At 71.5% G+C, this 23,570-nt stretch carries 23 protein-coding genes; 11 read left to right on the top strand and 12 right to left on the bottom strand.

The features are described 5' to 3' along the window. Positions 1-76: 76 nt before the first annotated feature. The 3 genes from hpt (at position 77) to folE (ending at position 3,545) form a co-directional block, all read left to right on the top strand. Positions 77-616, top strand: coding sequence for a hypoxanthine phosphoribosyltransferase (hpt, locus tag G4Z16_RS13540; RefSeq protein WP_197354514.1), 540 nt, complete (start codon positions 77-79; stop codon positions 614-616). A 172-nt stretch (positions 617-788) separates the two neighbouring features. After that, entirely contained in the window at positions 789-2,819 is a 2,031-nt protein-coding gene (ftsH, locus tag G4Z16_RS13535) for an ATP-dependent zinc metalloprotease FtsH (protein ID WP_197351021.1), read from the top strand. Between the two features lie 120 nt (positions 2,820-2,939). After that, positions 2,940-3,545: a GTP cyclohydrolase I FolE gene (gene folE / locus G4Z16_RS13530; RefSeq protein ID WP_197351020.1), complete on the top strand. Its 606-nt coding sequence runs from the start codon at positions 2,940-2,942 to the stop codon at positions 3,543-3,545. Positions 3,546-3,553: 8 nt separating this feature from the next. Here folE and G4Z16_RS13525 read toward each other — a convergent pair whose 3' ends face one another. From G4Z16_RS13525 to G4Z16_RS13490, 8 genes are all read right to left on the bottom strand, one after another. Further along, on the bottom strand, positions 3,554-4,045 hold the full coding sequence (locus G4Z16_RS13525; protein WP_197351019.1) for a DUF3180 domain-containing protein: 492 nt from the start codon (positions 4,043-4,045) through the stop codon (positions 3,554-3,556). A 14-nt stretch (positions 4,046-4,059) separates the two neighbouring features. Next, positions 4,060-4,656, bottom strand: coding sequence for a 2-amino-4-hydroxy-6-hydroxymethyldihydropteridine diphosphokinase (gene folK, locus G4Z16_RS13520; protein WP_197351018.1), 597 nt, complete (start codon positions 4,654-4,656; stop codon positions 4,060-4,062). Next, positions 4,653-5,012, bottom strand: coding sequence for a dihydroneopterin aldolase (gene folB, locus G4Z16_RS13515; protein WP_246530833.1), 360 nt, complete (start codon positions 5,010-5,012; stop codon positions 4,653-4,655). Before folB ends, folK begins: the two co-directional genes overlap by 4 nt. A gap of 333 nt (positions 5,013-5,345) precedes the next feature. Continuing rightward, positions 5,346-5,825 (bottom strand): nuclear transport factor 2 family protein, encoded by a 480-nt coding sequence (locus G4Z16_RS13510; RefSeq protein WP_197351016.1) that lies wholly within the window; start codon positions 5,823-5,825, stop codon positions 5,346-5,348. Further along, a complete protein-coding gene (gene folP, locus G4Z16_RS13505) occupies positions 5,822-6,757 on the bottom strand; it encodes a dihydropteroate synthase (protein ID WP_197351015.1) in 936 nt (311 codons plus the stop codon). Before folP ends, G4Z16_RS13510 begins: the two co-directional genes overlap by 4 nt. Next, positions 6,754-7,248: a rhodanese-like domain-containing protein gene (locus G4Z16_RS13500; RefSeq protein WP_197351014.1), complete on the bottom strand. Its 495-nt coding sequence runs from the start codon at positions 7,246-7,248 to the stop codon at positions 6,754-6,756. The genes folP and G4Z16_RS13500 overlap by 4 nt, the downstream gene beginning before the upstream one ends. 86 nt (positions 7,249-7,334) lie before the next feature. Further along, positions 7,335-7,925: a cupin domain-containing protein gene (locus tag G4Z16_RS13495; RefSeq protein WP_246530832.1), complete on the bottom strand. Its 591-nt coding sequence runs from the start codon at positions 7,923-7,925 to the stop codon at positions 7,335-7,337. Between the two features lie 254 nt (positions 7,926-8,179). Continuing rightward, entirely contained in the window at positions 8,180-9,412 is a 1,233-nt protein-coding gene (locus G4Z16_RS13490; protein WP_197351012.1) for an ABC transporter ATP-binding protein, read from the bottom strand. A gap of 314 nt (positions 9,413-9,726) precedes the next feature. On the opposite strand from G4Z16_RS13490, the gene G4Z16_RS13485 reads away from it, so the two are divergent. The 4 genes from G4Z16_RS13485 (at position 9,727) to G4Z16_RS33070 (ending at position 15,114) form a co-directional block, all read left to right on the top strand. Then, on the top strand, positions 9,727-10,533 hold the full coding sequence (locus tag G4Z16_RS13485; RefSeq protein ID WP_197354513.1) for an ABC transporter permease: 807 nt from the start codon (positions 9,727-9,729) through the stop codon (positions 10,531-10,533). A 2-nt stretch (positions 10,534-10,535) separates the two neighbouring features. Further along, a complete protein-coding gene (locus G4Z16_RS13480; RefSeq protein ID WP_197351011.1) occupies positions 10,536-11,336 on the top strand; it encodes an ABC transporter permease in 801 nt (266 codons plus the stop codon). Positions 11,337-11,413: 77 nt separating this feature from the next. After that, positions 11,414-12,406, top strand: coding sequence for an ABC transporter substrate-binding protein (locus G4Z16_RS13475; RefSeq protein ID WP_425508162.1), 993 nt, complete (start codon positions 11,414-11,416; stop codon positions 12,404-12,406). Positions 12,407-12,645: 239 nt separating this feature from the next. Next, positions 12,646-15,114: a hypothetical protein gene (locus tag G4Z16_RS33070; RefSeq protein WP_197351009.1), complete on the top strand. Its 2,469-nt coding sequence runs from the start codon at positions 12,646-12,648 to the stop codon at positions 15,112-15,114. A gap of 121 nt (positions 15,115-15,235) precedes the next feature. On the opposite strand, the gene G4Z16_RS13465 is transcribed toward G4Z16_RS33070, so the two are convergent. After that, positions 15,236-16,429: an NADH-quinone oxidoreductase subunit D gene (locus G4Z16_RS13465; protein WP_246530831.1), complete on the bottom strand. Its 1,194-nt coding sequence runs from the start codon at positions 16,427-16,429 to the stop codon at positions 15,236-15,238. A 96-nt stretch (positions 16,430-16,525) separates the two neighbouring features. On the opposite strand from G4Z16_RS13465, the gene G4Z16_RS13460 reads away from it, so the two are divergent. Continuing rightward, a complete protein-coding gene (locus G4Z16_RS13460) occupies positions 16,526-17,125 on the top strand; it encodes a PH domain-containing protein (RefSeq protein WP_246530830.1) in 600 nt (199 codons plus the stop codon). Between the two features lie 22 nt (positions 17,126-17,147). Continuing rightward, on the top strand, positions 17,148-18,785 hold the full coding sequence (locus G4Z16_RS13455; RefSeq protein WP_425508077.1) for a PH domain-containing protein: 1,638 nt from the start codon (positions 17,148-17,150) through the stop codon (positions 18,783-18,785). Here the strand turns inward: G4Z16_RS13455 and G4Z16_RS13450 are convergent. Then, positions 18,771-19,991 carry an SAM-dependent methyltransferase gene (locus G4Z16_RS13450; protein WP_246530829.1) on the bottom strand — a complete coding sequence of 407 codons (1,221 nt, stop codon included), beginning with the start codon at positions 19,989-19,991 and terminating at the stop codon, positions 18,771-18,773. The two genes, G4Z16_RS13455 and G4Z16_RS13450, sit on opposite strands and share 15 nt — an antisense overlap. Before the next feature lie 121 nt (positions 19,992-20,112). Here G4Z16_RS13450 and G4Z16_RS13445 point away from each other — a divergent pair, with 121 nt between their 5' ends. Beyond that, positions 20,113-21,375: a sensor histidine kinase gene (locus G4Z16_RS13445; RefSeq protein WP_197351008.1), complete on the top strand. Its 1,263-nt coding sequence runs from the start codon at positions 20,113-20,115 to the stop codon at positions 21,373-21,375. Here the strand turns inward: G4Z16_RS13445 and G4Z16_RS32925 are convergent. Next, complete coding sequence (locus G4Z16_RS32925) at positions 21,359-21,490, bottom strand: hypothetical protein (RefSeq protein WP_281393692.1); 132 nt, start codon at positions 21,488-21,490, stop codon at positions 21,359-21,361. The genes G4Z16_RS13445 and G4Z16_RS32925 overlap by 17 nt on opposite strands. A gap of 21 nt (positions 21,491-21,511) precedes the next feature. On the opposite strand from G4Z16_RS32925, the gene G4Z16_RS13440 reads away from it, so the two are divergent. Then, positions 21,512-22,189: a response regulator gene (locus G4Z16_RS13440; protein WP_197351007.1), complete on the top strand. Its 678-nt coding sequence runs from the start codon at positions 21,512-21,514 to the stop codon at positions 22,187-22,189. A gap of 48 nt (positions 22,190-22,237) precedes the next feature. Here the strand turns inward: G4Z16_RS13440 and G4Z16_RS13435 are convergent, their stop codons facing one another. Further along, complete coding sequence (locus G4Z16_RS13435) at positions 22,238-23,440, bottom strand: threonine aldolase family protein (protein ID WP_197351006.1); 1,203 nt, start codon at positions 23,438-23,440, stop codon at positions 22,238-22,240. Positions 23,441-23,570: the final 130 nt, after the last annotated feature.

The raw sequence follows: 23,570 nt of genomic DNA, 5'->3' as shown, positions 1-23,570 counted from the left end.
CCCGGGGCGGTCTCCGGCCGGCGGCAGCGTGGGCCCGGGACCTCGACCGAGAGCGGCACGCGTGGACGAGAAGGACATGGGCACCGACCTCAAGTCGGTGCTCATCACAAAGGAAGAGATCGACGCGAAGCTGGCCGAGCTGGCCGGGAACATCGACGACGAGTACGCGGGCAAGGACCTTCTGCTCGTCGGGGTCCTCAAGGGCGCGGTGATGGTCATGGCCGACCTGGCACGTGCCGTCTCGACACCGGTGACCATGGACTGGATGGCGGTCTCCTCCTACGGCGCCGGCACTCAGTCCTCCGGGGTCGTCCGGATCCTCAAGGACCTCGACACCGACATCAAGGGCAAGCACGTCCTGATCGTCGAGGACATCATCGACTCGGGGCTGACGCTCTCGTGGCTGCTCTCCAACCTCGGCTCGCGTGAACCCGCGTCGCTGAACGTCTGCACCCTGCTGCGCAAGCCCGATGCGGCCAAGGTGGCGATCGACGTGAAGTGGGCGGGCTTCGACATCCCCAACGAGTTCGTCGTCGGCTACGGACTCGACTACGCGGAGAAGTACCGGAACCTCCCGTTCGTCGCAACGCTCGCACCGCACGTCTACGGCGGCTGAGCACCCCGGCACCCTGCGGGAACCATGCGGGGCCGCGCTCCGTTGGAGGAGCCAGGACGGTTCTGTTTGACCGTCCTCGGCGGCGCCCTGAGACAATGCTGAGGTACCGTCCGAAGGTCAGCCTTTTCAACTCACTGTGGCAGGAGGGACGGGGCGCACGCGCTCCGTATGGATGGACGTGAAGCGATACTTCCGCGGGCCGGTCATGTGGATCGTGCTGGCCGTCCTCGCCGTGGTCGTGTTGATGCAGGTCGTCGGCTCGTCCGGCGGCTACAAGACGGTGGACACGGGACAGGTCGTCCGGGCGATCGACCAGGACAAGGTGAAGTCCGCCGAGCTCACGACAGGCGATGAGCAGATCGTGAAGCTCGAGCTCAAGGACGGCGCCAAGGTCGAAGACAGCGACAAGATCAAGGCGAGCTACATCGACTCCCAGGGTGTCGACCTCGCCAAGAAGCTGCAGAGCAAGTACGAGCAGAACGAGATCACCAAGGGCTACACGGTCGCGCCGCAGCAGCAGAACCCGTTCGTCGGGATGCTGCTGTCGTTCCTGCCGTTCGTGCTCATCATCGTCGTCTTCCTGTTCCTGATGAATCAGATGCAGGGCGGCGGCTCCCGGGTGATGAACTTCGGCAAGTCGAAGGCCAAGCTGATCACCAAGGACACCCCGAAGACGACGTTCTCCGACGTCGCGGGGTCGGACGAGGCGTGCGAGGAGCTCCAGGAGATCAAGGAGTTCCTGCAGGAGCCCGCCAAGTTCCAGGCCGTCGGCGCCAAGATCCCCAAGGGTGTGCTCCTGTACGGGCCGCCCGGTACGGGCAAGACGCTGCTGGCCCGCGCGGTCGCGGGTGAGGCCGGCGTGCCGTTCTACTCGATCTCGGGTTCCGACTTCGTCGAGATGTTCGTCGGTGTCGGTGCCTCCCGGGTCCGTGACCTGTTCGAGCAGGCCAAGGCGAACGCTCCGGCGATCGTCTTCGTCGACGAGATCGACGCCGTCGGCCGCCACCGCGGCGCCGGCATGGGCGGCGGTCACGACGAGCGCGAGCAGACGCTGAACCAGCTGCTGGTCGAGATGGACGGCTTCGACGTCAAGGGCGGGGTCATCCTGATCGCCGCCACGAACCGGCCCGACATCCTGGACCCTGCGCTGCTGCGTCCCGGCCGGTTCGACCGCCAGATCGCCGTCGACCGCCCGGACATGCAGGGCAGGCACGAGATCCTCAAGGTCCATCAGAAGGGCAAGCCGATGGCGCCCGACGTGGACCTGGGTGCCGTGGCCCGCCGTACGCCGGGCTTCACCGGTGCCGACCTCAGCAACGTGCTGAACGAGGCAGCTCTGCTCACCGCCCGCGGTGACCAGAAGCTGATCGACAACAGGTATCTGGACGAGGCGATCGACCGGGTCGTCGCCGGTCCGCAGAAGCGGACCAGAATCATGAGCGACAAGGAGAAGAAGATCACCGCGTACCACGAGGGCGGACACGCCCTGGTCGCGGCAGCTTCGCCGAACTCCGACCCCGTACACAAGATCACGATTCTCTCCAGAGGCCGTGCCCTCGGCTACACGATGGTCCTGCCGGACGAGGACAAGTACTCGACCACGCGCAACGAGATGCTCGACCAGCTCGCATACATGCTGGGCGGGCGCGCCGCCGAGGAACTGGTCTTCCACGACCCGACGACGGGTGCGGCGAACGACATCGAGAAGGCGACGGCGACAGCCCGTGCCATGGTCACGCAGTACGGCATGACCGAGCGGCTGGGCGCGATCAAGTTCGGCTCCGACCAGTCCGAGCCCTTCCTGGGCAAGGAGATGGGCCACCAGCGCGACTACTCCGAGGAGGTCGCGGGCCTGGTGGACGAGGAGGTCAAGAGCCTGATCGAGACGGCGCACAACGAAGCCTGGGAAATCCTGGTGGAGAACCGCGACGTCCTCGACAACCTGGTCCTCGCACTGCTGGAGAAGGAGACGCTCGGCAAGGAGGAGATCGCCGAGATCTTCGCCCCCGTCGTCAAGCGTCCGAGCCGTCCGGCCTGGACCGGCTCGTCGCGGCGCACGCCCTCCACGCGTCCGCCGGTCTCGTCGCCCGCTCTGAGCAACGGGAACGGCTCCGTTCCCACGCTCGAGAAGAGCGGCGGCAAGGAGATCGGCCCGCACGAGGCGGAAGCCGTCGTCGAACCGGCCGATCCGACGGAGAGCTAGAAGCAGCAGCTGTGCAACGGCCCACAGCGGGTCGTGGAATTCCAGCCGCGCCCCCCGGGTTGTGAGACCTGAGGGGCGCGGCTGACTGCTTGTGCAGCAGGTACCAGGAACGAGGCGACAATGACGGACCCCGTGACGCTCGGAGAGGGCGAGTTCCCGACGGCCGAATTCGACGAGAAGCGTGCGGAGAACGCCGTACGTGAGCTGCTGATCGCGGTCGGCGAGGACCCGGACCGCGAGGGACTGCTGGAGACTCCCGCCCGTGTCATGCGGGCGTACAAGGAGCTGTTCGCCGGCCTGCACCAGCGTCCCGAGGACGTGCTGACCACCACCTTCGACCTGGGCCACGACGAGATGGTCCTGGTGAAGGACATCGAGGTGTTCAGCACGTGTGAGCACCATCTCGTACCGTTCCACGGCGTCGCCCACGTCGGCTACATCCCCTCGGCGGACGGCAAGATCACGGGCTTGTCGAAGCTGGCGCGGCTCGTCGACGTCTTTGCCCGCAGGCCCCAGGTCCAGGAGCGGCTGACGACGCAGATCGCCGAGTCGCTGATGCGGATCCTGGACCCGCGCGGAGTGATCGTCGTCCTGGAGTGCGAGCACATGTGCATGTCGATGCGCGGCATACGGAAGCCGGGTGCGAAGACCGTCACGTCCGCGGTCCGCGGCCAGCTGCGGGACGCCGCGACGCGTTCCGAGGCGATGAGCCTGATCCTGCGCTGAGAAGGCGCTCAGGCCGCCGCCGCGGCCGACGGGTTGTCGTTGTCGTCGTCATCGGGGAGACGGCAGACGCGCTCCAGGAAGATCGCCGTCGCCACCACTGCCACCCCTGCCAGGACGGAGAGACCGGCGTAGATCGCCTGGTCGTCGCGTGCCGGCGCCTCGGACGGGTCCATCAGCAGGAAGACCCCGATGCCTCCGTAGATCCCGGCGACCAGCGACGCCACCAGAGCGCTGGCGTGCCCGAAGAGGACGGCCCGAGCCGCCATCATCGGATCCACGCCCTTCGCTCCGGGCTCGCGTTCGCGCTGTGCCTTGAGCCGGGAGCGTAGCGAGAGTGCGGTGGCCAGCAGCACCGTCGCGATGATCGCGAGAACGACAGGAGCGGCGACGGGTACGGCGGGCAGGGTGCCCAGCGAGTTCCACAGCCGCGACACCGCCCAGGCCAGTACCCCGGCGACGACGAAGACACCCGCCAGGACGGGGATACGCAGTTCCTTCACGGGGTTCCCAACGACTACTCGGGCAGGCTGAGTTCCAGATCCGTCCGGGCTGCTACGCCTTCGCGTCCCAGTCGCGCCAGAAGCTCCGCCACCGCGCCGTGTCCCGGCACCTCGGCGCCCGGGTCCACGTCGTGCCACGGCACGAGCACGAAGGCCCGTTCGTGGGCGCGGGGATGAGGCAGTGTCAGCAGGGGGTCGTCCGAGATGACGTCCTGGTAGGCGACGATGTCGACGTCGATGGTCCGCGGCCCCCAGTGCTCGTCCCGTACACGTTCGAGGGCCTCCTCGATCGCGTGTCCCCGTTCGAGCAGGGAGCCGGGCGGCAGCGTCGTGCGGACCAGCACGACGGCGTTGAAGTACGAGGGCTGGCTGTCCGGATCCACACCCCACGGCTCCGTCTCGTAGACGGGTGAGACGGCGACGACCTTCATGCCCGGGGTGTCGGCGAGCGCGTCCACGGCGCTCTGCAGCCGCTCCAGGCGGTTCCCCACGTTGCTGCCGAGGGCGATCACCGCCTGCTGAGGGTTGTGAAGCGTGGTGTCCGCGGCATCCACCTGGTGCACGACGGAGGCGGGCACCGGCTGTACGGTCGGGTCACTGTTCGGCGTCATGCGCGACTCCGCTTGATTGTGATGGTCACGTCGTCGAAGGGGACGGTGATCGGAGCGTCCGGTTTGTGCACGATCACCTCGGCCACCTGCACCCGCGTATGCGCGAGGCAGGCATCGGCGATCCGCTGCGCGAGGGTTTCGATCAGGTCGACGGGCTCTCCCTCGACGATCCCAACGATCTCCTCGGCGAGAACGCCGTAATGAACGGTCTGGGCGAGGTCGTCGCCTCCGGCGGCGGGGCGGGTGTCCAGGCCCAGCTCCACGTCCACGACGAAGGTCTGACCCTCCTCCCGTTCCCGCTCGAGGACCCCGTGATGCCCGCGGGCCCGCAAGCCCCGCAGTGCGAGGTGGTCCACGCGTATCACTCCCGTCCTCTGTCCTGGTCACAGCTGCGCGGCGCGTGTTGTCAGCATTGCCGCATCGAATCTACCCGCGGGCGGTGCAGGTACCTGCCCGGGGCGGGTGCCTACCCGACAGCGCCGATCTCCACGCTCACATTCCGGCCGAGCTGCTGCGAAGGAGTGGTATGGGACACACCCGGAGTGGCGCGAATGCGTGCGTCGACGGCGGGCCGACGGTGTGGGCCGGTCCGGAGCCTTGTTCGCCTCCGGCGCGCACGCGCGAGGTGAACGGACCGATCCGGTCGGGCCGGCGCCGGTCAGTGGAGCGCGGGGACGGCCCGACCGCGGTCAGATCTGGACGTCGCCGTCGTCGATGCCGCCCTCGTCGTCGTCCTCGCCCTCGCGCTCGACCAGGACGGGCGAACCGTGGTGCGACCACACCTTCCAGTTGCCGCCCTCGGCCCGCCGGAACACGTTCGTGGCGACGACCAGACCGCCCACGAGCGGGCCTGCGGAGCCGTCGTCTTCGGCGGGGCCGCCGCTGAGGATGTTCTCCGTGCAGTTCACGAGGGCCGTGTCGCCGTGGACGGCGACCTCGACGTCCGTCAGGAAGAACTGCACGTAGTCGGTGTTCGCCATGATCAGGGCGTAGGAGCGCAGCACCTCCTCCCGGCCCGTCAGCACCGGCCAGCCCGGGTGCACGACGCTGATGCCGTCGTCCATCCACAGGTTCTGCAGCGCGTCGAGGTCCGCGTGCTCCACCGCGTCGTACAGGGCCGTGTTCGCGGCCTCGACCGCTTCGATGTCCGTACGCGCGCCCCGGCTCACCCTTGCCGCCCCACCTGGTCGACGCCCGCGGAGTTCGCGGTGCCGCCCGGATCCTCGGCTCCGCCGTCCGGCCCGGCGGCGCTCTCCACGGCGTGTACGACGCGGACCGCGTCGGCGCTCGCCCGTACCTCGTGCACACGCACCGCCCACGCGCCCTCGCGGGCGGCCAGGGCCGATACGGCGGCCGTGGCGGCGTCCCGTTCACGGGCGGGCGGAACCGGAGCGCCGTCGGTGGTCGCGAGCACACGGCCCAGGAACCGCTTGCGGGATGCGGCCACCAGAAGTGGTCGGCCCAACTCCTCGCGCAGACGGCCGAGTTCGGCCACGAGTCGCAGATCGTGCGGGGCCTGTTTGGCGAATCCCAGGCCGGGGTCGGCCACGATCCGGTCCGGGGCGACGCCGGCATCCACGGCGCGGTCGAGGCTCGCGCGCAGCTCCGCGATGACCTCCGCGGTGACGTCGTCGTAGACGGCGCGGTTGTTCATGTCGATGGACTGGCCGCGCCAGTGCATGACCACGAAGGGGACCTCCGCGGCGGCCACCGTGGGCAGCATCCGCGGGTCGGCCATGCCGCCGCTGACGTCGTTGACGAGCACCGCGCCCGCCTCCAGGGCCAGCTGCGCGACGGAGGCCCGCATCGTGTCGACGCTGACCAGCACGTTCTCGGATGCCAGTCCGCGGACGACGGGGAGCACCCGCCGCAGCTCCTCTTCCTCGTCGACGCGGGGTGCGCCCGGACGCGTCGACTCGCCCCCGACGTCGACCAGATCGGCGCCCTCGGCGACCAGGTCGAGGCCCCGCTTGATCGCCACTTCGCTGTCGAACCACTTGCCGCCGTCGGAGAAGGAGTCCGGCGTGACGTTGACCACCCCCATCACGGCACAGCGGTTCCAGTCCGGGAGTCCGGCGACGCGGCCACGCGATGGATTCATGTCTCCAGCGTAGGCCGCGCATCCTCTCCAGGGGTGACGGGTGGCGTCACGGGGAGTCCGGCGGCACGCCAGGACTGGAAGCCGCCCTCGAGGTCCGTGGCCCGGTGAAGTCCCAGGTCGCGGAGCGAACGGGCGGCGAGGCTGGAGGCGTAGCCCTCGTTGCACACCACGACGACGGGCAGGTCGAACGCCCTGGGGTCTCCCCAGGCCCCACGGTCCGAGGGGAAGGCCTCGGGTGAGCGGTGCGGACAAGTCGGGTCCAGACGCCACTCGAGTTCGTTGCGCTCGACGATCAGAGCTCCGGGAATGGTGCCGTCCCGGTCCCGCAGCGCCGCGTAGCGGATGTCCACCAGCAGCGCGCCCTCCTCGCGCTGGGCCCGTGCGGCAGCCTCGGCGTCGAGCCGGGTCAGCCCGGAGCGCGCCGACTCCAGCAGGGAGTCCACGCGGCTCGGGGCCAAGGCGTCGCCGGACGCGTCCGGAGCGCCGGTCATCTGCGCTCGCCCGCTCGGGTCGTGGGGCCCGGGGAGGCCCCAGGGCGCTCGACCTGCTCCAGGCGCGGCGCGCGTGAGGCGGCGCGTCATTCCCACTCGCCCGGGCGCTCGACCTGCTCCAGGCGCAGCAGTGCGCCGGTGCGGCTGTACCGCCGCATGAGCGGCAGCGGCGGGTAGTAGGCATGCACGGAGACCGCGTGCTCGTCGTCGGTCTCGTTGAGCACCTGGTGCACGTGATGGGGCCCGAAGGCGCGTCCGCGGCCCGGGGTCAGCTCACGCTCGCGGTCCACGCCGTCGGCCAGCTCCAGCGTCTTCCACCCCTCGGTGGGCAGCCGGACGGCGAGCGACTGCTCGGTGAGACGGCCGCCGGCCGCGGCGAACGCCCCGTGGGAGCCGCCGTGGTCGTGCCAGCCGGTACCCGTCCCGGGCGGCCAGCTGATGATCCAGGCCTCGCTGCCGCCGGGTCCGTTCAGCCGGAGCCAGGTGCGGCCCTCGGGGTCGAGGGGGAGCGATGCGATGAGCCCGGCGTCGGCGGCCGTCTCCCGGACGAATGCGAGGAGCTCGGCCTCGGTGGGTGCGGGGGCGGCGGCCGGTGCGTCGGCGGTGACGGGGGCGGGATCCGCTCCCGGCGTGGAGCCGGAGCCGGACACAGGTGTGGCGGGGGATGCGGGAGACACGGAGAACCGTCCTGAGTGTGATCGAGGGCACGTGCTCATCAAGAGCGCGTGGAATGGCCTGACTTGATCAACAGGACGGACGACACACGCAGCCCACGTAGCGGAGCAGGTCCAGGTGGACCCTCCGCCAGGGGTGCAACTCGGTGCCGGTCATGCGGTGGAGTGAAGCACGAGACCCCCGGGTGGTCAACTCGCCCTCGCATGTGCCGCGATGGACGGGCGGGCCGCGCACACCCCAGTCGTGCGGCGGTTCGTCACGCGTCGGCCACCGTCTCCAGCTCCACCTCGTCGCGGCTCACGTCGCGTTCGTCCGCGTCGATGGAACGGCGCAGCGCCTCGTGCAGCCGGCCGGGTGTCAGCACGCCGACGAAGCGGTCCGCGTCGTCCAGCACGGCGATCCAGCCCGCGTCGTGCTGGAGCATGCTGCTGAATGCCTGCTTCAGGGGCGAGCCGAGCGGCAGCCACGCCTCCATGCGCCGGGCGTGATCCGCGACCGTGGGGGGCGCGTTCTTGCCCGCGGCCTTCGCGGCGGCTGTCGTGTCGGTCTTGGCGTCGGCATCCGCGACGGGGCCGGCGCCGGTGTCCAGCGCGTCGGCGGCGAGCCACCCGTGCAGCTCGTCCGCGTCGTCCAGCACCACGGCCCAGCGTGCGCCCTCGCTGCGCATGCGGGCCCGGGCCTTGTCGATGGGGTCGTCGAGGTGCACGACCGGCGGCTCCTCCAGGTCGCCGCGCTCGATCGGGGTGACCGACAGCCGCTTCAGACCGCGGTCCGCGCCCACGAAGTCCGCGACGTACGGCGTGGCGGGTGCGCCCAGCACCTTCGCCGGAGGGTCGAACTGCTCGATGCGGCCGTCCCCGTACACGGCGATGCGGTCGCCGAGACGCACGGCCTCCTCGATGTCGTGCGTGACGAAGAGGACCGTCTTGTGCAGCGTGGACTGCAGCTTCAGGAACTCGTTCTGCAGATGCTCGCGCACCACAGGGTCGACGGCGCCGAAGGGCTCGTCCATGAGCAGCACCGGCGGGTCCGCGGCGAGCGCCCGCGCGACGCCGACGCGCTGCCGCTGGCCGCCGCTGAGCTGGTCCGGGTAGCGGTCGCCGTAGCGGGCCGGGTCCAGGCCGACCATCTCCAGCAGCTCGGCGGCGCGCTTGCGGCGCTCGGCCTTGGACCAGCCGAGCAGGAACGGGACGGTGGCCGTGTTGTCGAGCACCGTCTTGTGCGGGAAGAGCCCGACCTGCTGGATGACGTAGCCGATGCGGCGGCGGAGTTCGACAGGGTCGACGGTGGAGATGTCCTCGCCGTCGAGCAGGATCCGTCCGGACGTCGGCTCGATGAGCCTGTTGACCATCTTCATCGTGGTCGTCTTGCCGCAGCCGGACGGACCGACGAGGGTGACGAGTTCGCCCCGCGCCACCTCCAGCGACAGCTCGTGCACGGCGCTGGTGCCGTCCGGGTAGCGCTTTGTGACGTTCTCGAAGCGGATCATCGTCTCATTCTCATCGCTCGGCTCGGGTTCGGCCCTGGTCCGGTCTGCTCTGCCGGCTGCCGCCCCGGGGCCTCGTCGGCTGCCGACGTCATCGGTCTCGGCCGCATTCTTCCGGGGGCCGGATGAAGTCTGTGTTGCAGGAGTGTGGCAGTTCGGAGCGGCTGTCGGTAGCGGACTGTAAGGTCTCCCGGCATGCTTACGGGCGCACGTGACGCGCCCGTACACGTAGGTGCCCCGTGTGAGCGGGCCGGGACGAGCGCAGCGAGCGGGTTGAGGCGGTGAGCGGGTTGAACGGCGTCGAGCAAGCGGCGGCCATGGCCGGTGCCGCGGCGCGGCAGGGCGGCGACTGCCTCTCCGCGAACGACTGGATCTGCGCCGAGTACGTGCGCACGCGCGGCCAGGAGCTGACGGACGCGACCGTGGAACACGTCGGGATCACCGTCGCCTCGGTGCTGCTGGCGCTGCTGGTCGCCTTTCCCCTCGCGCTCGCGGCCCGCCGCTGGCAGCGCGCGTACGGGCCCGTGCTCGGGCTGACCACGGTGCTCTACACGGTGCCGTCGCTGGCGATGTACGCGCTGCTGCTCCCGCTCTTCGGTGTCGGAGCGGCAGTCGTCGTGACGGGTCTGGTGCTCTATTCGCTCACCGTGCTCGTACGGAACATCCTGGCCGGCCTCGAATCCGTCCCCGAAGAGGCCCGGGAGGCAGCGCGCGGCATGGGCTATGGCCCGTACCGGCTGCTCTTCGGCGTGGAACTGCCACTGGCGCTGCCAGCTTTGATGGCAGGTGTGCGGATCGCGACGGTCTCCGCGGTCGCGCTGACGACGGTCGGCGCGATCGTCGGCTACGGCGGTCTCGGCAATCTCATCTACGACGGCATGGACAGCTTCTTCAGGGCGCAGGTGCTGACTGCGTCGGTGATATGCGTCCTGCTGGCGGTGCTCGCCGACGTGCTGCTGCTCGGCGTGCAGCGGCTTCTGACGCCCTGGGCCCGCACGCGCGGGAGCGGGCGGCGCCGCACCGGCGCGGACACAGCCGACGGCGCGGCACCGGACACCGCCGGCGCGGACGGTGCGAACGGCGGCGTCCGCGCGGCGCCGGAGCCGGCCGGCAAGGGGGCGTGACGGTGAGCTTCTTCCTGGACGCGTGGACGTGGCTGATCACGGGCGCCAACTGGACCGGCGGCGACGGCGTGACGCACCGGCTCGCCGAGCACCTCTACCTGACAGTCGTCTGCCTCGGCATCGCCTGCGCCGTCGCCCTGCCCGTCGCCCTGTGGCTCGGGCACGTGGGGCGCGGTGGCGCGCTCGCCGTCAACATCTCCAACGTGGGACGTGCGGTGCCCACGTTCGCGGTGCTCGTCCTGCTGACGCTGAGCCCCCTCGGCAAGCACGGCGACCTTCCGACGATCATCGCGCTGGTGCTCTTCGCGCTTCCGCCGCTGCTGACGAACGCCTACGTCGGGATGCGCGAGGCCGACCGTGACGTGGTCGAGGCGGCCCGCGGAATGGGCATGTCCGGATGGCAGCTGCTGGGCCGTGTCGAGGTGCCGCTCGCCTTCCCGCTGATCATGACGGGCGTGAGGTCGGCGGCGGTGCAGGTCGTGGCGACGGCGACGCTGGCGGCGCTGCCGGGCGGCGGCGGGCTCGGCCGCATCATCACGGCCGGCTTCGGGACGTACGACACCCCGCAGGTCGTGGCGGGCGCGGCACTCGTCGCGGCGCTCGCGCTGCTGGTGGAGGGCGTGCTGGTGGTGGCCGAGCGGCTGCTGGACCCCATGCGGGGCCGGCGCACGAGCGCGAAGACGCCGGCCTCCGGCACGTTGCGCGGCGGCGGGAGGTCCGGGAAGCCCGAATCCCCTTCGCATTCCCCTTCGACGGCCGGTGGCTTCGATGAAAAGGTGATCCCCGCCCAGCCGACGTCCTGACCGATGACGACCGACAACTCCCTGGCCTGGGGTTCCGACGCCTCGGGTGACCCCCGTACCCCTGATGAACGGTGGACATGATGAGTGAGGCAGCAACCTCGAAGCCGGACCGGAAGCCCCGAAGGGCACGCACCCTGCTGGCCGCGGGCGGAGCCGTGGCCGTTCTGGCCACGGCCCTGACCGCGTGCGGCGGCAACAGCCTGGAGAAGGAGGGCGGCGGCTCCGCCGACGGCGGCTCCAAGGGCGAACTGGTCATCGGTTCGGCCGGATTCACCGAGTCGCAGATCATGGCGGAGCTGTACTCCAAGCTCCTGACGAAGGCCGGATACAGCACCTCGATCAGCAAGCTGAAGAACCGCGAACTGTACGAACCGGCCCTGGAAAAGGGCGAGATCGACGTCGTTCCGGAGTACGCGGCGACGCTCGCCGAGTTCCTGAACGCGAAGGAGAACGGGCCGAAGGCGAAGCCCGTCGCGTCCAACGACATCGGGAAGACGACCGCCGCGCTGGAGAAGCTCGCGAAGCCCCGCGGGCTGAAGGTGCTGCCCGCCGGTGACGCCGTCGACCAGAACGCCTTCGCCGTCACCGAGCAGTTCGCCAAGAAGCACAAGCTCAAGACCCTCTCGGACCTCGGCAAGTCCGGCGAGAAGGTCAAGCTCGCGGCGAGCGACGAGTGCGAGGAGCGGCCCTTCTGCCGCCCCGGCCTGGAGAAGACGTATGACATCGACATCACCGGCATCGACCCCAAGGGTGTCGGTACGACCCAGGCGAAGGAGGCCGTCAAGGACGGCACCGACCAGATGGTGCTGACCACGACGACCGACGCCACCCTGGAGGACTTCGGCCTCGTCCTGCTGGAGGACGACAAGGGCCTGCAGAACGCCGACAACGTGCTGCCGGTCGTCAACGCCAAGAAGGCAGGCGACAAGAAGGTCTCCGCGGCTCTGGAGAAGCTGACGAAGGTCCTCACCACGAAGGACCTCGCCGACCTCAACAGGAAGGTGGACGCGGAGCGGCAGAAGCCGAAGGACGTCGCCGAGGAGTTCCTCAAGGCCGAGAAGCTCCTCTGAGGAAACCGGCACTTCCGGCAAGCCTGCGTTCAGCGCGTCCGGGATGTCCGAGAGAGACGTCTCGCGGGGGTCCGTGAGGCGTCTCAGGAGGGCTTTCCGGCCAAATGCGCGAGGCCGCCGGAGCGAGGAATTCCAGAAGGGGACAGCGGAGGCGAAAGAGGACAGCACCGGGTTGTGGCGGCGTAACAATGCCCCATGTCCGGTGCCTGATCGGAGTCTTGCAAGGTACATTCCAGGCCATGCCTCGTGGACGTCATCGCCATTCGCAGCCACTGCACCGGGTCCTCGCCCCGGCATCCGTAACGGTGGCCGCGCTGGTCTGCGCGGGTGCCGCCTGGCTGTTCGGTGAGGCCGGCGTCGGTGACACGGAAACGGTGCTGCTCAGGGCCTGTGCGGCAGGCGCCGCCGTGGCCGCCGTGACCGGCGCCGTCATGCTGCGGGCATGGGACAGGTCGGCGGGCAAGCGTGTCGGCGAGCTCAAGGCGAAGCAGGCGAGCACGGAGTGGCGCGCCGAGGAGCGCCAGGCCGAACTGGAGGGCCAACTCGAGGAGGCCCGCCAGGGGCGGGAGAAGACACGGACCAGGCTTCGCGAGAAGCGCGGCGAACTGGCTCAGCTGCGCAACGAACACGCGGATCTTCTGCGCCGCTACGCGAATGCCGAGACGGAGCGGGCGAGCGCCCTGGAGGGGCGGCGGCAGCTCCAACTGGAGTCGGGCGAGCCGACCAAGGCCCTCGCCGCGACGGCCACGGACCACCGCCATCCGTCGGGCGCCCCGACCCCGCTGACCTACCTCCAGGCGAACGAGGCACTGCGGAACCTCAGCCGCAACATCGCGCGGATGCAGGAACGCGCGGAGCAGGAGCGCGAGGAGCAGCAGCAGGAAGAGCACGAACTCGAACGGCAGGAGACGCTCCGCAGGGAGCGTGAACAGCGCGAACAGGAGCGCGAGGCCGTGCGGCAGGCGGTCGTGTACAAGCCGCAGCCCGCACTCGAGGAGCGCCGGCCGGGAGAGCCGGAGAGCGGGAAGTTCGACTTCTTCGGCACCGCGGGCGCGGCCAAGCCGAAGCGGCGTGCGAAGAGGCTGTCCGCCACGCAGGGAGCGCAGGGCGCATCGTCCGCGCCGTCCAGGGCGGGACGTGAACCCCGCGAGGCTTCCGAGCTGTTCGAACTCCGTGAACCGCGCGAGCAGCGCGAGGCGGCGGAGCAGGCGGAGGCCGTGGAGACGGCCGAGGTGTCCGAGACGTCCGAGGCGGCCGGTACGGGAGAGGCCTCCCTGCCGACGATCAACGGCAGCGCGGCACAGCCGGAGCCGGGACCTACGAGCGCGAACGCCGGCACGAACGGCACGAACGGCACGAGCAGCGCGAGGAGTCGGGGCCCCCGGCCCGTCCCGGGGCAGCAGCCCGCGGCGTCCAGTGCGCCGGGCGGGACGAAGGAGTCGGGCGACGCGACGGAGGCTCAGCAGCCGGAGAAGGCCGGGGAGTCCCGGGCGCCGGAGGGGACGGATCCCAAGGGGGCGGCGGCAAGGGCGAGTTCGGGGGCATCCGCTCCGCGGACACGTACCGGGCGGCCCGGACCCGAGGCCGGCTCTGCCTCGTCGGCCGCCGAGCCGCCTCGTCCGTCCGGCAGGCATGCCAAGCGCGACGAGACCGTACGCGAAGATTCGTCGGAGGCATCGGAGTCGCCGGAGTCCTCCGGGGCGGACGCGGCGGGCTCCGGGAGCGGGGAGTCGTCGCAGGACCCCAAGTCGCCCAGGGGCGGGAGCGGTTCCGGGTCCGCGTCGGACAGACGGTCGGCGAAGGCCGCGGACACACCTGGCGCCGAGAGCGAGCCCGGCGGCACCCCGCCCGGCGGTACGAGCCCGACGAGCGGAACCGCCGAAAAGTCGGGGACGGGCTCGGACGAGAGCAAGGCGGGGACGGACGGGACCGCGTCGGGCGAGCCGGAGTCCTCCGCGGAGCCGGAGTCCTTCGCGAAGCGGGGGTCCTCCGCGAAGCCGGGCGCGCCCGGCAAGGCGGACCAGCCCGGCAAGCAGCAGCCTGAGCCGGCCGGAAAGCCCGAGCCGGCCGGAAAGCCGGAGCCGGCCGGAAAGCCGGAACAGGCCACCAAGGCGGGCGCGGGCACCGGGGCGAAGTCCGGGAAGCGCGAGGAATCGGCTGCCAAGTCCGAACCGGCAGCCAAGCCGGACCCGGACACCGGCCCCGCATCGGCGGCGAAGCCGGAGTCAGTGGCGAAGCCTGAGTCCTCCGCGAACTCTGAGTCCTCCGCGAACTCTGAGTCCTCCGCGAACTCTGAGTCCTCCGCGAAGCCTGGGTCCTCCGCGATGTCTGAGCCCTCCGCGAAGCCGGAGTCCGGGACCGAACCGGAGCCGGGCGCGTCGGGCAAGGCGGAAGAGTCGGGAAGGAAGCAGGGCGAACCCGCCGAGGGCTCCGAGCCGGCAACGAAGCCCGAGGCCGGGAAGAAGCCCGAGCCGGCCGCGAAGACCGGCTCATCGTCGGAGCCGGAGTCCGGGAAGCCGGAGCCCGAGTCAGGGAAGCCCGAGCCGGAGGCCGGGAAGGGGCCGGATGCGGCCGCCGAACCGGAGCCGGAGGCGGACAAGAGCGCCGAAGCCGAGTCCGAAGCGAAGTCCGGGCCCTCGACGCCGAAGCCCCGTACGTCCACCGGTTCCAAGCCCAAGTCGGACACCGGCGTGCGCAACGTCGGCTGACGCAGCCGCTTCACGGAGCCGCTTCACGGAGCCGCTTCACGGGCCGCGGAGACCCGCGGCGGTGGCCGGCGCACGGTCCGTGGCAGCTCTGACAGCCGCGGCGCACGCGCCCCCGTACGCGTTACTTGTCGATGTCACCCACGACGAAGAAGAACGACCCCAGGATCGCGACCATGTCGGCGACCAGCGTCCCCGGCAGCAGTTCCTTCAGCGCCTGGATGTTGTTGAACGAGGCCGACCGGAGCTTCAGCCGGTACGGCGTCTTCTCACCCTTGGAGACCAGGTAGTAGCCGTTGAGTCCGAGCGGGTTCTCGGTCCAGGCGTACGTGGCCCCTTCCGGTGCCTTCAGCACCTTCGGCAGACGCTGGTTGACCGGCCCGGGCGGCAGTTGCGAGAGGCGGTCGAGGCACGCGTCCGCGAGGTCGAGCGAGTTGTGCACCTGTTCCAGCAGCACCTCGAAGCGGGCGAGGCAGTCACCCTCGGTCCGGGTGACGACCTTGAGGGTGTCGCGCAGCTCTCCGTACGCCAGATACGGCTCGTCGCGGCGGAGGTCGAAGTCGACACCGGAGGCACGGGCGATGGGGCCGCTCACCCCGTAGGCGTGCACGATCGCCGGATCGACGACCCCGACGCCACGGGTGCGTCCGCGGAAGATCTCGTTCCCTGTCACCAGGCGGTCGAAGGTGTCCATCCGCGACCGCACGTCGGAGACCGCCTGCCGGGCCCGGCCCTGCCAGCCGGCCGGGAGGTCCTCCTTCAGACCGCCGACACGGTTGAACATGTAGTGCATCCGGCCGCCGGAGATCTCCTCCATCACGTGCTGCAGCTCCTCGCGTTCGCGGAACGCGTGGAAGACCGGCGTGATGCCGCCCAGCTCCAGCGGATAGGAGCCGAGGAACATCAAGTGGTTGAGGACGCGGTTGAGTTCGGCGAGCAGCGTGCGCATCCACACGGCACGCTCGGGAACCTCCATGCCGAGCATGCGCTCGACGGCGAGCACCACGCCGAGTTCGTTCGAGAAGGCGGACAGCCAGTCGTGGCGGTTGGCGAGGACGATGATCTGCCGGTAGTCGCGGGCCTCGAACAGCTTCTCCGCGCCGCGGTGCATATAGCCCACGATGGGCTCGACCTGGCTGATCAGCTCGCCGTCGAGGACGAGCCGCAGCCGCAGGACCCCGTGCGTCGAGGGGTGCTGGGGGCCGATGTTGAGCACCATGTCGGAGCTCTCCGCGGCGCCGCCGATGCCGACTGTGGTCGGCCTCCCCGGGCCGTCGGGTGCCGCCGCGGTGCCGTCCGTCATCGTCCGCTGACTCATGGGTTCAGTCTCGCACCCGCCCCCTCGGCGTCCCCCGGCGGCGGTGTATCTCCCGGAGCCTGCCCCTCCCGCCTGACCCGGCCGTAGGGTGGCCGCATGACGACGGGGACGGGGATGTCCGACGCGGGGAACGACCCGGGAAGCGCCGCGCACGGTGCCGCGCACGGTGCCGTGACCGGTGCCGCGAGCGGGCCCGGGACCGCCGGGCCTTCCGAGCCGGGGCCCGCGGCGGAGCCCGAGCGGTGGAGCGGTGTCGAGCGTGCGCTGCTGCGGATGCGCAGGGTCGTGCTGCTGAGCACGCTGCTGCCGCTGGCCGCCGTGACGGCCGGCGTGCTCTGGCCGACGGCTGGCCCGGTGTGGGCCGCGTTCGCGCTGCTGCCGTGCGCCTTCGCCGCCTGGGGCTGGGGCGCGCTGGAGCGCAACTGGCGCTCCTGGCGGTACTCGGAGCGCGCCGACGACCTGCTCATCACCCGGGGCGTGCTCTGGCGGGAGCTGACGGTGGTGCCGTACGGGCGCATGCAGCTCGTGGAGGTCACCTCGGGTCCGCTGGAGCGGCGCTACGGCCTCGCTCGCGTTCAGCTGCACACCGCCGCCGCCACGACCGACGCCGAGATCCCCGGTCTTGTGCCGGACGAGGCCGAACGGCTGCGCGACCGGCTCACGGAGCTCGGCGGCGCCAGGTCGGCGGGGCTGTGAGCCGGGTGGAGAGCGCGGAGCTGTGAGCGAGGTGCGCGGAGCCGAGGACGGGGCGGATCCGGCCGCCGGGCAAGCGGGCAGCGGGATCGGCCCGGGCACGGACATCGGCAAGGAAACGAGCAGAAACACCGGCCAGGAAAAGAGCAAGGACAGCGGCGAGGGGCCCCCGCCGCCCGGCCGTTCGGAGGGCAAGCGGCTGCACCCCGTCACGCCCTGGCGCCGGGCCTGGGCGCCCGTCGCGGGACTGGTCGCCTTCTCCGTGCACGACTTCGAGCGCACCCGTGAGTGGTTCACGCATCTGACGCCGGGCTGGCTGGCGGCCGCGTTCGCGGTGCTGCTCCCGGTGGCGGCGGCCTACGGCTTCTTCTCGTGGTGGTTCACCAGCTACCTCGTCACCGACACCGACTTGCGCATCCGTACGGGCCTGGTCTTCCGCCGCACCGCCCACATCCGGCTCGACCGCGTACAGGCCATCGACGTGGGCAGGCCGCTGCTGGCCCGCGTCGCCGGGGTCGCCAAGCTCAAGCTGGACGTCGTGGGCACCGAGGCGAAGGACGAACTCGCCTTCCTCGGCGAGCGCGAGGCCGTCGCCCTGCGCGCCGAACTCCTCGCCCGCGCTGCCGGGATCGCCCCGGACGCCGCACCGGAGGCGGGTGAGGCACCCGCCCGCGAGCTGCTGCGCGTCGGCACCCGCACGCTGGTCACCGGCCTGCTGCTCATGGGGACCGGCTGGGGTGCGCTGCTGATGATGCTCGTCGTACCCACCCTCGTGTACTTCGCCAGCGACAGCGCCCTCGGCGCCGTCGCCGCTCTCGTGCCGGCACTCGGCGGTGTCTGGGCCAGCACGGGCGGCCGCTTCCTCAAGGAGTACGACTGGACGGTGGCCGAGTCGCCGGACGGGCTGCGCCTGGACCACGGCCTGCTGGACCGGGAGCACGCCACCGTGCCGCCGGGACGTGTGCAGTCCGTGCGGATCACCGAGCCGCTGCTGTGGCGGAGCCGTGGATGGGTGCGCGTCGAGCTGGAGATCGCGGGCGCCGGCAAGGACAAGGGCGGGGTGCTCATCCCGGTCGCCCCGAGGGGTGAGGCGGCCGCCGTTCTCGCTCGCGTTCTGCCCGGCGTCGATCTCGCGGCCGCGGCCGGGACGACTGCTCCCGTGCCCCGCCGCGCCCGCTGGTGCGTGCCGCTGCTGTGGCGTGGCTACGGGCACGGGGCGACGGACTCCGTCTTCGTCACCCGCAGCGGGCTGGTCAGCCGCCGGGTCACGCTCGTCCCGCACGCGAAGGTGCAGAGCGTGCGATTCGTGCAGGGCCCCTGGGAGCGCAGGATGAGGCTGGCGGACGTGGCAGTCGACCACGGCGCCAACGGCTGGACCGCGGCCCGGCTGCGCGACGCGGACGAGGCACGCGCACTGGTGCACGCCCAGGCGGAGCGCTCGCGTACGGGACGCCGGGAGGCCCGTCCGGAACGCTGGATGACCGGAGGCGCGGCGCAGACCCCGCAAGCGCAGACGCAGACTCCGCACGCACACGACCCACAGGCGCAGACCCCGCACGCACACGACCCGCACGCACACGCCCCGCAGGCCGGGGCCCCGCTGGACGGGGAGCCCGGTGCGCCGGCCTCCGCGACCGACGAGGGCCGGTCAGCCGAAGGGTGACGGCACGCCGCCGAGCGGCTGGATCAGCCAGCTGAAGGAACCGAGCCCGCCCGTGCCGGTCAGCTCCGCGGCCTCGCCAGCCGAGGCCAACTGCCGTACGTACGCGGCGGGATCACTGGACGCCAGCGAGAGCGGGGGACGGGCACCGTCGATCCCCAGGCTGTGGAGGGCGTCGCGCTGGGAGCGTACGGCCGGAGGCGCCGCTCCGCCGGTCTCCGTCGCGTCGGCGGGTGTGGCACTGTGGCTGCGGGCGGCGGCTCGCGCACCCGCAGCCGCGCAGGCGTCGATCGCGACGTGCGCCGTGAGATCCCGGCTGCCGTCCGGTACGGGGTGCACCTCGCGGCCGTCGAGGTAGCCGGTGAGCGTGCCGAAGGGCGGACGGTTCTCGCGGAAGTGCCCGTAGTCGACGGCGACCGCGAGGCCCTGCCCGAGCGTGCGTACGGCCGCTGCCCAGGCCTCGTCGCGCGGAAGCCCGATCTCGGCGCGTGTCCCGGGTTCCGCGCGGCCCGCGCGGTCGGGGCCGGCGGGCCCGGCGGAGTCTGAGTCCGAGCCGGACGGCCCCAGCGGCCACCACCGCTCCAGCCACTCGGCGTCGGGTCGGCTCAGGGGTTCGCCGAGCCGCTCGGCGCCGTCCGACGTCCGCACAAGGACGGTGCGCGGCACCCCGTCGGAATCGGTCTCGGCGATGTCGACGGGCACGTTGTCGAGCCATTCGTTCGCGAAGAGCAGGCCGGCGGCTCGCCGCGGGGAGGGCAACTGCCGGGACCACACGATCCGTTCGTCCAGCCCTTCGGGGCGGGGAGCGCGCTCGACCGCGCAGGGGCGTACGCGCGCGGCGACTTCGGCGGGCAGTGCCGCGAGCACGCCGGTGAGCAGTTCGCCGCGTCCGGCGCCGACGTCCACCATGGCGAGCTCCCCGGGGTGCCCGAGCGCGTCGTCGACGTGCCGCAGCAGGCGGGCGACCGCTACCGCGAAGAGCGGCGAGGTGTGAACGGACGTACGGAAGTGGGCAGCGGCCGCCTCGCGCACGAAGAAGCCGTCCGTCCCCGCTGCCCCGGCTCGCCCTCCGCCCTCGTCCTCCCTCGCACCCGCGGCCACGCCCGGCGTCCCGTAGAGCGCGCGCTCCGCGGCGGCCCGCCAGGGCAGCCAGATGTCGTCCGTTCCGCCTGTGCCGCCGGGCTCCGGGCCGGTGTGGGGTGTGCTCACGGGGCCACGTTAGGCGAGCGGTGCGGACGGTCCTCCTCCACCTTGCGGAGTAGGCGGGCGTCCCCGGGATCGCCCCTCCGGCTGACCCCGGCACGTGCTCGGCCTGAATACGCTGGGTTATGTGAACCGCATTTACGATTTCATCCGCCGGCACCCCACCTGGGTGGACAGCGCGTGGGCTGTCCTGCTGCTGATGATCTCGGCGGTGTGGCTCGTCTCGAGCGTGGAGGGCGACGGGGACGGCCTGCCGCACGGCCCCGACGAGCAGATAGCCGCGGTCCCCATCGTCCTGGCGATGTGCACGGTGGTCGCGCTGCGCCGCCGCGTACCGGAGAAGATGCTCGTCCTGGCGACCGGCACCGGCGTGGCACAGGTCGTCACGCACGTCGAGGTGGGGCCCGCCAACTTCGCCATGCTGGTGATCGTCTTCACGGTCGCGTCCCGGAACATCCGCTGGGCGTCGCGCTTCGCGCTGTGCGCCGCCCTCCTCGCTCCCACCATCGCCACGCTCCGCTGGCCCGACGAGAGGCAGTCGCTCGCCGGTACGATCCTCGGCGACATATTCCTGACGGTGACCTTCCTCCTCGCCTGGGTGCTCGGCGACTCGCTGCGCACCCGCCGGGCCTACTACGCGCAGCTCGAAGAGCGCGCCACGCGCCTGGAGAAGGAGCGCGAGGCCCAGACGAAGATCGCTGCCGCCGCCGAACGGGCGCGCATCGCCCGCGAGTTGCACGACGTCGTCGCTCACAACGTCTCGGTCATGGTCGTTCAGGCCGACGGCGCCGCGTACGTGCTGGACTCCGCGCCCGACCAGACCAAGCAGGCCCTGGAGACGATCTCCGGGACGGGCCGCCAGGCGCTCGCGGAGATGCGCCGCCTCCTCGGGGTGCTCCGTACCGGCGAGGGCGGGAGCGCGGGAGGCTCCGGCGGCCGGAGCCGCGAGGGCAGGGAGGGTATCGGCGAGTACCTCCCGCAGCCCGGCGTCGAGCAGCTCTCGGAGCTGATCGACCAGGTCAGGGGCGCGGGTCTCACCGTCAGCTTCTCGATAGAGGGCACCCCGCGGCCGCTTCCCAGCAGCGTCGAACTGACCGCGTACCGCGTCGTGCAGGAGGCGTTGACCAACACGCGCAAGCACGGCGGCCCCGAGGTCGGAGCGACCGTGAGGCTCCGCTACGGCCCGGACGAGCTGTCGCTGCTCGCCGAGGACGACGGGCGGGGCGCGGAGCGCGAGCTGTACGAGGACGGCGGCACCGACGGGCTCGGTCACGGCCTCATCGGAATGCGCGAACGCGTGGGCATGGTCGGCGGCAGCCTGGAGACCGGGCCCCGGCCCGGCGGCGGCTTCCGTATCAGCGCCGTGCTGCCGCTCAAGGCCGCCCACTGAGCAGCAGAGGAACGAAGCCCTTGTCCGCATCAATGCCGTACGCCGCACCCGATTCGTACGCCGCACCCGAGTCGTACGCCGCACCCGGGTCGTACGCGTCCGCACCTCCTGCCACGACCACCTCGAAGGAGCCCCGATGACGATCCGCGTGATGCTCGTCGACGATCAGATGCTGCTGCGCACCGGCTTCCGGATGGTGCTGGCCGCGCAGCAGGACATGGAGGTCGTCGCGGAGGCCGGGGACGGTGCCGAGGCACTGGAGACGCTGCGTTCGACGGCCGTGGACGTCGTGCTGATGGACGTGCGGATGCCGAACGTCGACGGGGTCGAGGCAACCCGCCGCATCTGCTCCGGGAATCCCGGTTCGCCGAAGGTGCTGATCCTTACGACCTTCGACCTCGACGAGTACGCCTTCTCCGCGCTCAAGGCGGGGGCGAGCGGCTTCATGCTCAAGGACGTGCCGCCGGCCGATCTGCTCGCCGCGATCCGCGCCGTGCACAGCGGGGACGCGGTCGTCGCCCCGAGCACCACGCGCCGGCTCATCGACCGCTTCTCGACGGTGCTGCCCGCCACCACCCCCGAGCCCCTCTCGCGGGGGCTGGAACGCCTGACCGACCGGGAGCGGGAGGTGCTGACCCTCGTCGCCCAGGGGCTCTCGAACGGTGAGATCGCCGCCCAACTCGTGCTCTCCGAGGCGACTGTGAAGACCCATGTGGGCCGCATCCTGGCCAAGCTCGAACTGCGCGACCGTGTGCAGGCGGTCGTCCTCGCGTACGAGACGAAGCTGGTCAGGGCGGGTGGCGGCGCGCAGTAGAAGCCCGGGGTCACCGACGGCTCCGACGGCTCGGCCGCCGCCACGCGCTCAATCCGCCCCCGCGCCGGACCCGAACGCGGACCACGTCCCGGAGGCCCGCAGGAAGCCGAGGAAGTCCGCGAACGCAGCCCGTACGTCCTCCGCGGACCACTCGAGTCCGTCCCCGGCGACCGTCACCTCGTGCATCGACAGGCCGGGCGGCGCACCCGTCGGCTCGGACCAGCGCCTGAAGAGCAGCGTTCCGGTCTCCTCCGCCTGGCGGGCGCTCGCCTCGGTCAGCTCCTTCACCCCGTACGGCAGCCAGACCTGGAACTGATGGGTGTGCGGCACGCGCGGCGACACCAGCCACCACGGCACGTCCGACTCCGCGAGCGCCCCGCGCAGCGCCTCCGCGACGAGCTTCGCGTGCGCCACGTACTCGGGCAGGCGCGGCAGTTCGCGCTCCAGGCCCACCACAGCGGCCAGGGCCGTGGGCCACTGCTGGAAGAGCTGGCCACCGTAGCGGTGCCGCCACGCGGCCGCGTCCTTGACGATTGCCTCAGGGCCGGCGAGCGCGGCCCCGGACAGGCCGCCGAGGGACTTGTAGAAGCTGACGTAGACGGTGTCCGCGAGCGAGGCGATCTCCGCCAGGGTGCGGCCGAAGTGCGTCGTGCACTCCCACAGCCGGGCGCCGTCGAAGTGCACGACCGCGTCCCGTTCACGCGCGGCGGCGACCGTGGACGTCAGCTCGTCCCAGGACGGCAGCAGGAACCCGGCCTCGCGCAGGGGCAGTTCGAGCGCGAGGGTGCCGAACGGCTCGGCCACGTCCCGGACTTCGTCCGCTGACGGGAGCCGGGGCGCGTCCGTCGGGTGCACCACGTTCAGGCCGGTGAGCCGCCGCAGGGCGTCGCCCTCCCAGCGCACCGGATGAGCGAGCGGATGCATGGCGATCGTGGAGTCGCCCGTACGGTCCGCCCAGCAGCGCAGCGCGGCCTGCTGCGCCATCGTCCCGGTGGGGAAGAAGGCGGCGGCCTCCGTGCCGAGGGCGGCGGCCGTGCGCCGCTCCAGCTCGCCGACGATGCCGTCCTCGTTCCCGTACATGTCGGACCAGCCGGTGAGGTCGTACGCATCGGCGCCCTCCGCCGCCAGACGTGCCAGGCGAGCGCCGATGGTCTCAGCGGTGGGGCCCGCCGCGAGCTTGCGCACGGCACCGTTCCATGCGCGCTGCAGCCGCGCCCGTTCCTCCCGCTCAGGTCCGTCCATGACGGGCATCCTCGCTTCCGGGGGCCCGGGCCGCCAGGGTGCCCCCGTCGCCCCTCGCGGTGACGGCTGGGCGGCCGCTCGCGGCGCTTCCCGGCCCCTTCGGGCGCCGGTCGCCGCAGCAGGGTGCGTCCGCGGACCC

The sequence above is a fragment of the Streptomyces bathyalis genome, assembly GCF_015910445.1.
Taxonomy (GTDB): Bacteria; Actinomycetota; Actinomycetes; order Streptomycetales; family Streptomycetaceae; genus Streptomyces; species Streptomyces bathyalis.
The sequence above is the reverse complement of the archived record's forward strand: the minus strand, read 5'-3'. Positions and strand labels throughout refer to the sequence as shown.

Coding starts and splice junctions, on each gene's coding strand:
- hpt (WP_197354514.1), top strand. CDS start 77: ATGGGCACCGACCTCAAGTCGGTGCTCATCACAAAGGAAGAGATCGAC.
- ftsH (WP_197351021.1), top strand. CDS start 789: ATGGACGTGAAGCGATACTTCCGCGGGCCGGTCATGTGGATCGTGCTG.
- folE (WP_197351020.1), top strand. CDS start 2,940: ATGACGGACCCCGTGACGCTCGGAGAGGGCGAGTTCCCGACGGCCGAA.
- folK (WP_197351018.1), bottom strand. CDS start 4,656: ATGACGCCGAACAGTGACCCGACCGTACAGCCGGTGCCCGCCTCCGTC.
- folP (WP_197351015.1), bottom strand. CDS start 6,757: ATGAATCCATCGCGTGGCCGCGTCGCCGGACTCCCGGACTGGAACCGC.
- G4Z16_RS13500 (WP_197351014.1), bottom strand. CDS start 7,248: ATGACCGGCGCTCCGGACGCGTCCGGCGACGCCTTGGCCCCGAGCCGC.
- G4Z16_RS13490 (WP_197351012.1), bottom strand. CDS start 9,412: ATGATCCGCTTCGAGAACGTCACAAAGCGCTACCCGGACGGCACCAGC.
- G4Z16_RS13485 (WP_197354513.1), top strand. CDS start 9,727: ATGGCCGGTGCCGCGGCGCGGCAGGGCGGCGACTGCCTCTCCGCGAAC.
- G4Z16_RS13475 (WP_425508162.1), top strand. CDS start 11,414: ATGATGAGTGAGGCAGCAACCTCGAAGCCGGACCGGAAGCCCCGAAGG.
- G4Z16_RS33070 (WP_197351009.1), top strand. CDS start 12,646: ATGCCTCGTGGACGTCATCGCCATTCGCAGCCACTGCACCGGGTCCTC.
- G4Z16_RS13465 (WP_246530831.1), bottom strand. CDS start 16,429: ATGAGTCAGCGGACGATGACGGACGGCACCGCGGCGGCACCCGACGGC.
- G4Z16_RS13460 (WP_246530830.1), top strand. CDS start 16,526: ATGACGACGGGGACGGGGATGTCCGACGCGGGGAACGACCCGGGAAGC.
- G4Z16_RS13440 (WP_197351007.1), top strand. CDS start 21,512: ATGACGATCCGCGTGATGCTCGTCGACGATCAGATGCTGCTGCGCACC.
- G4Z16_RS13435 (WP_197351006.1), bottom strand. CDS start 23,440: ATGCCCGTCATGGACGGACCTGAGCGGGAGGAACGGGCGCGGCTGCAG.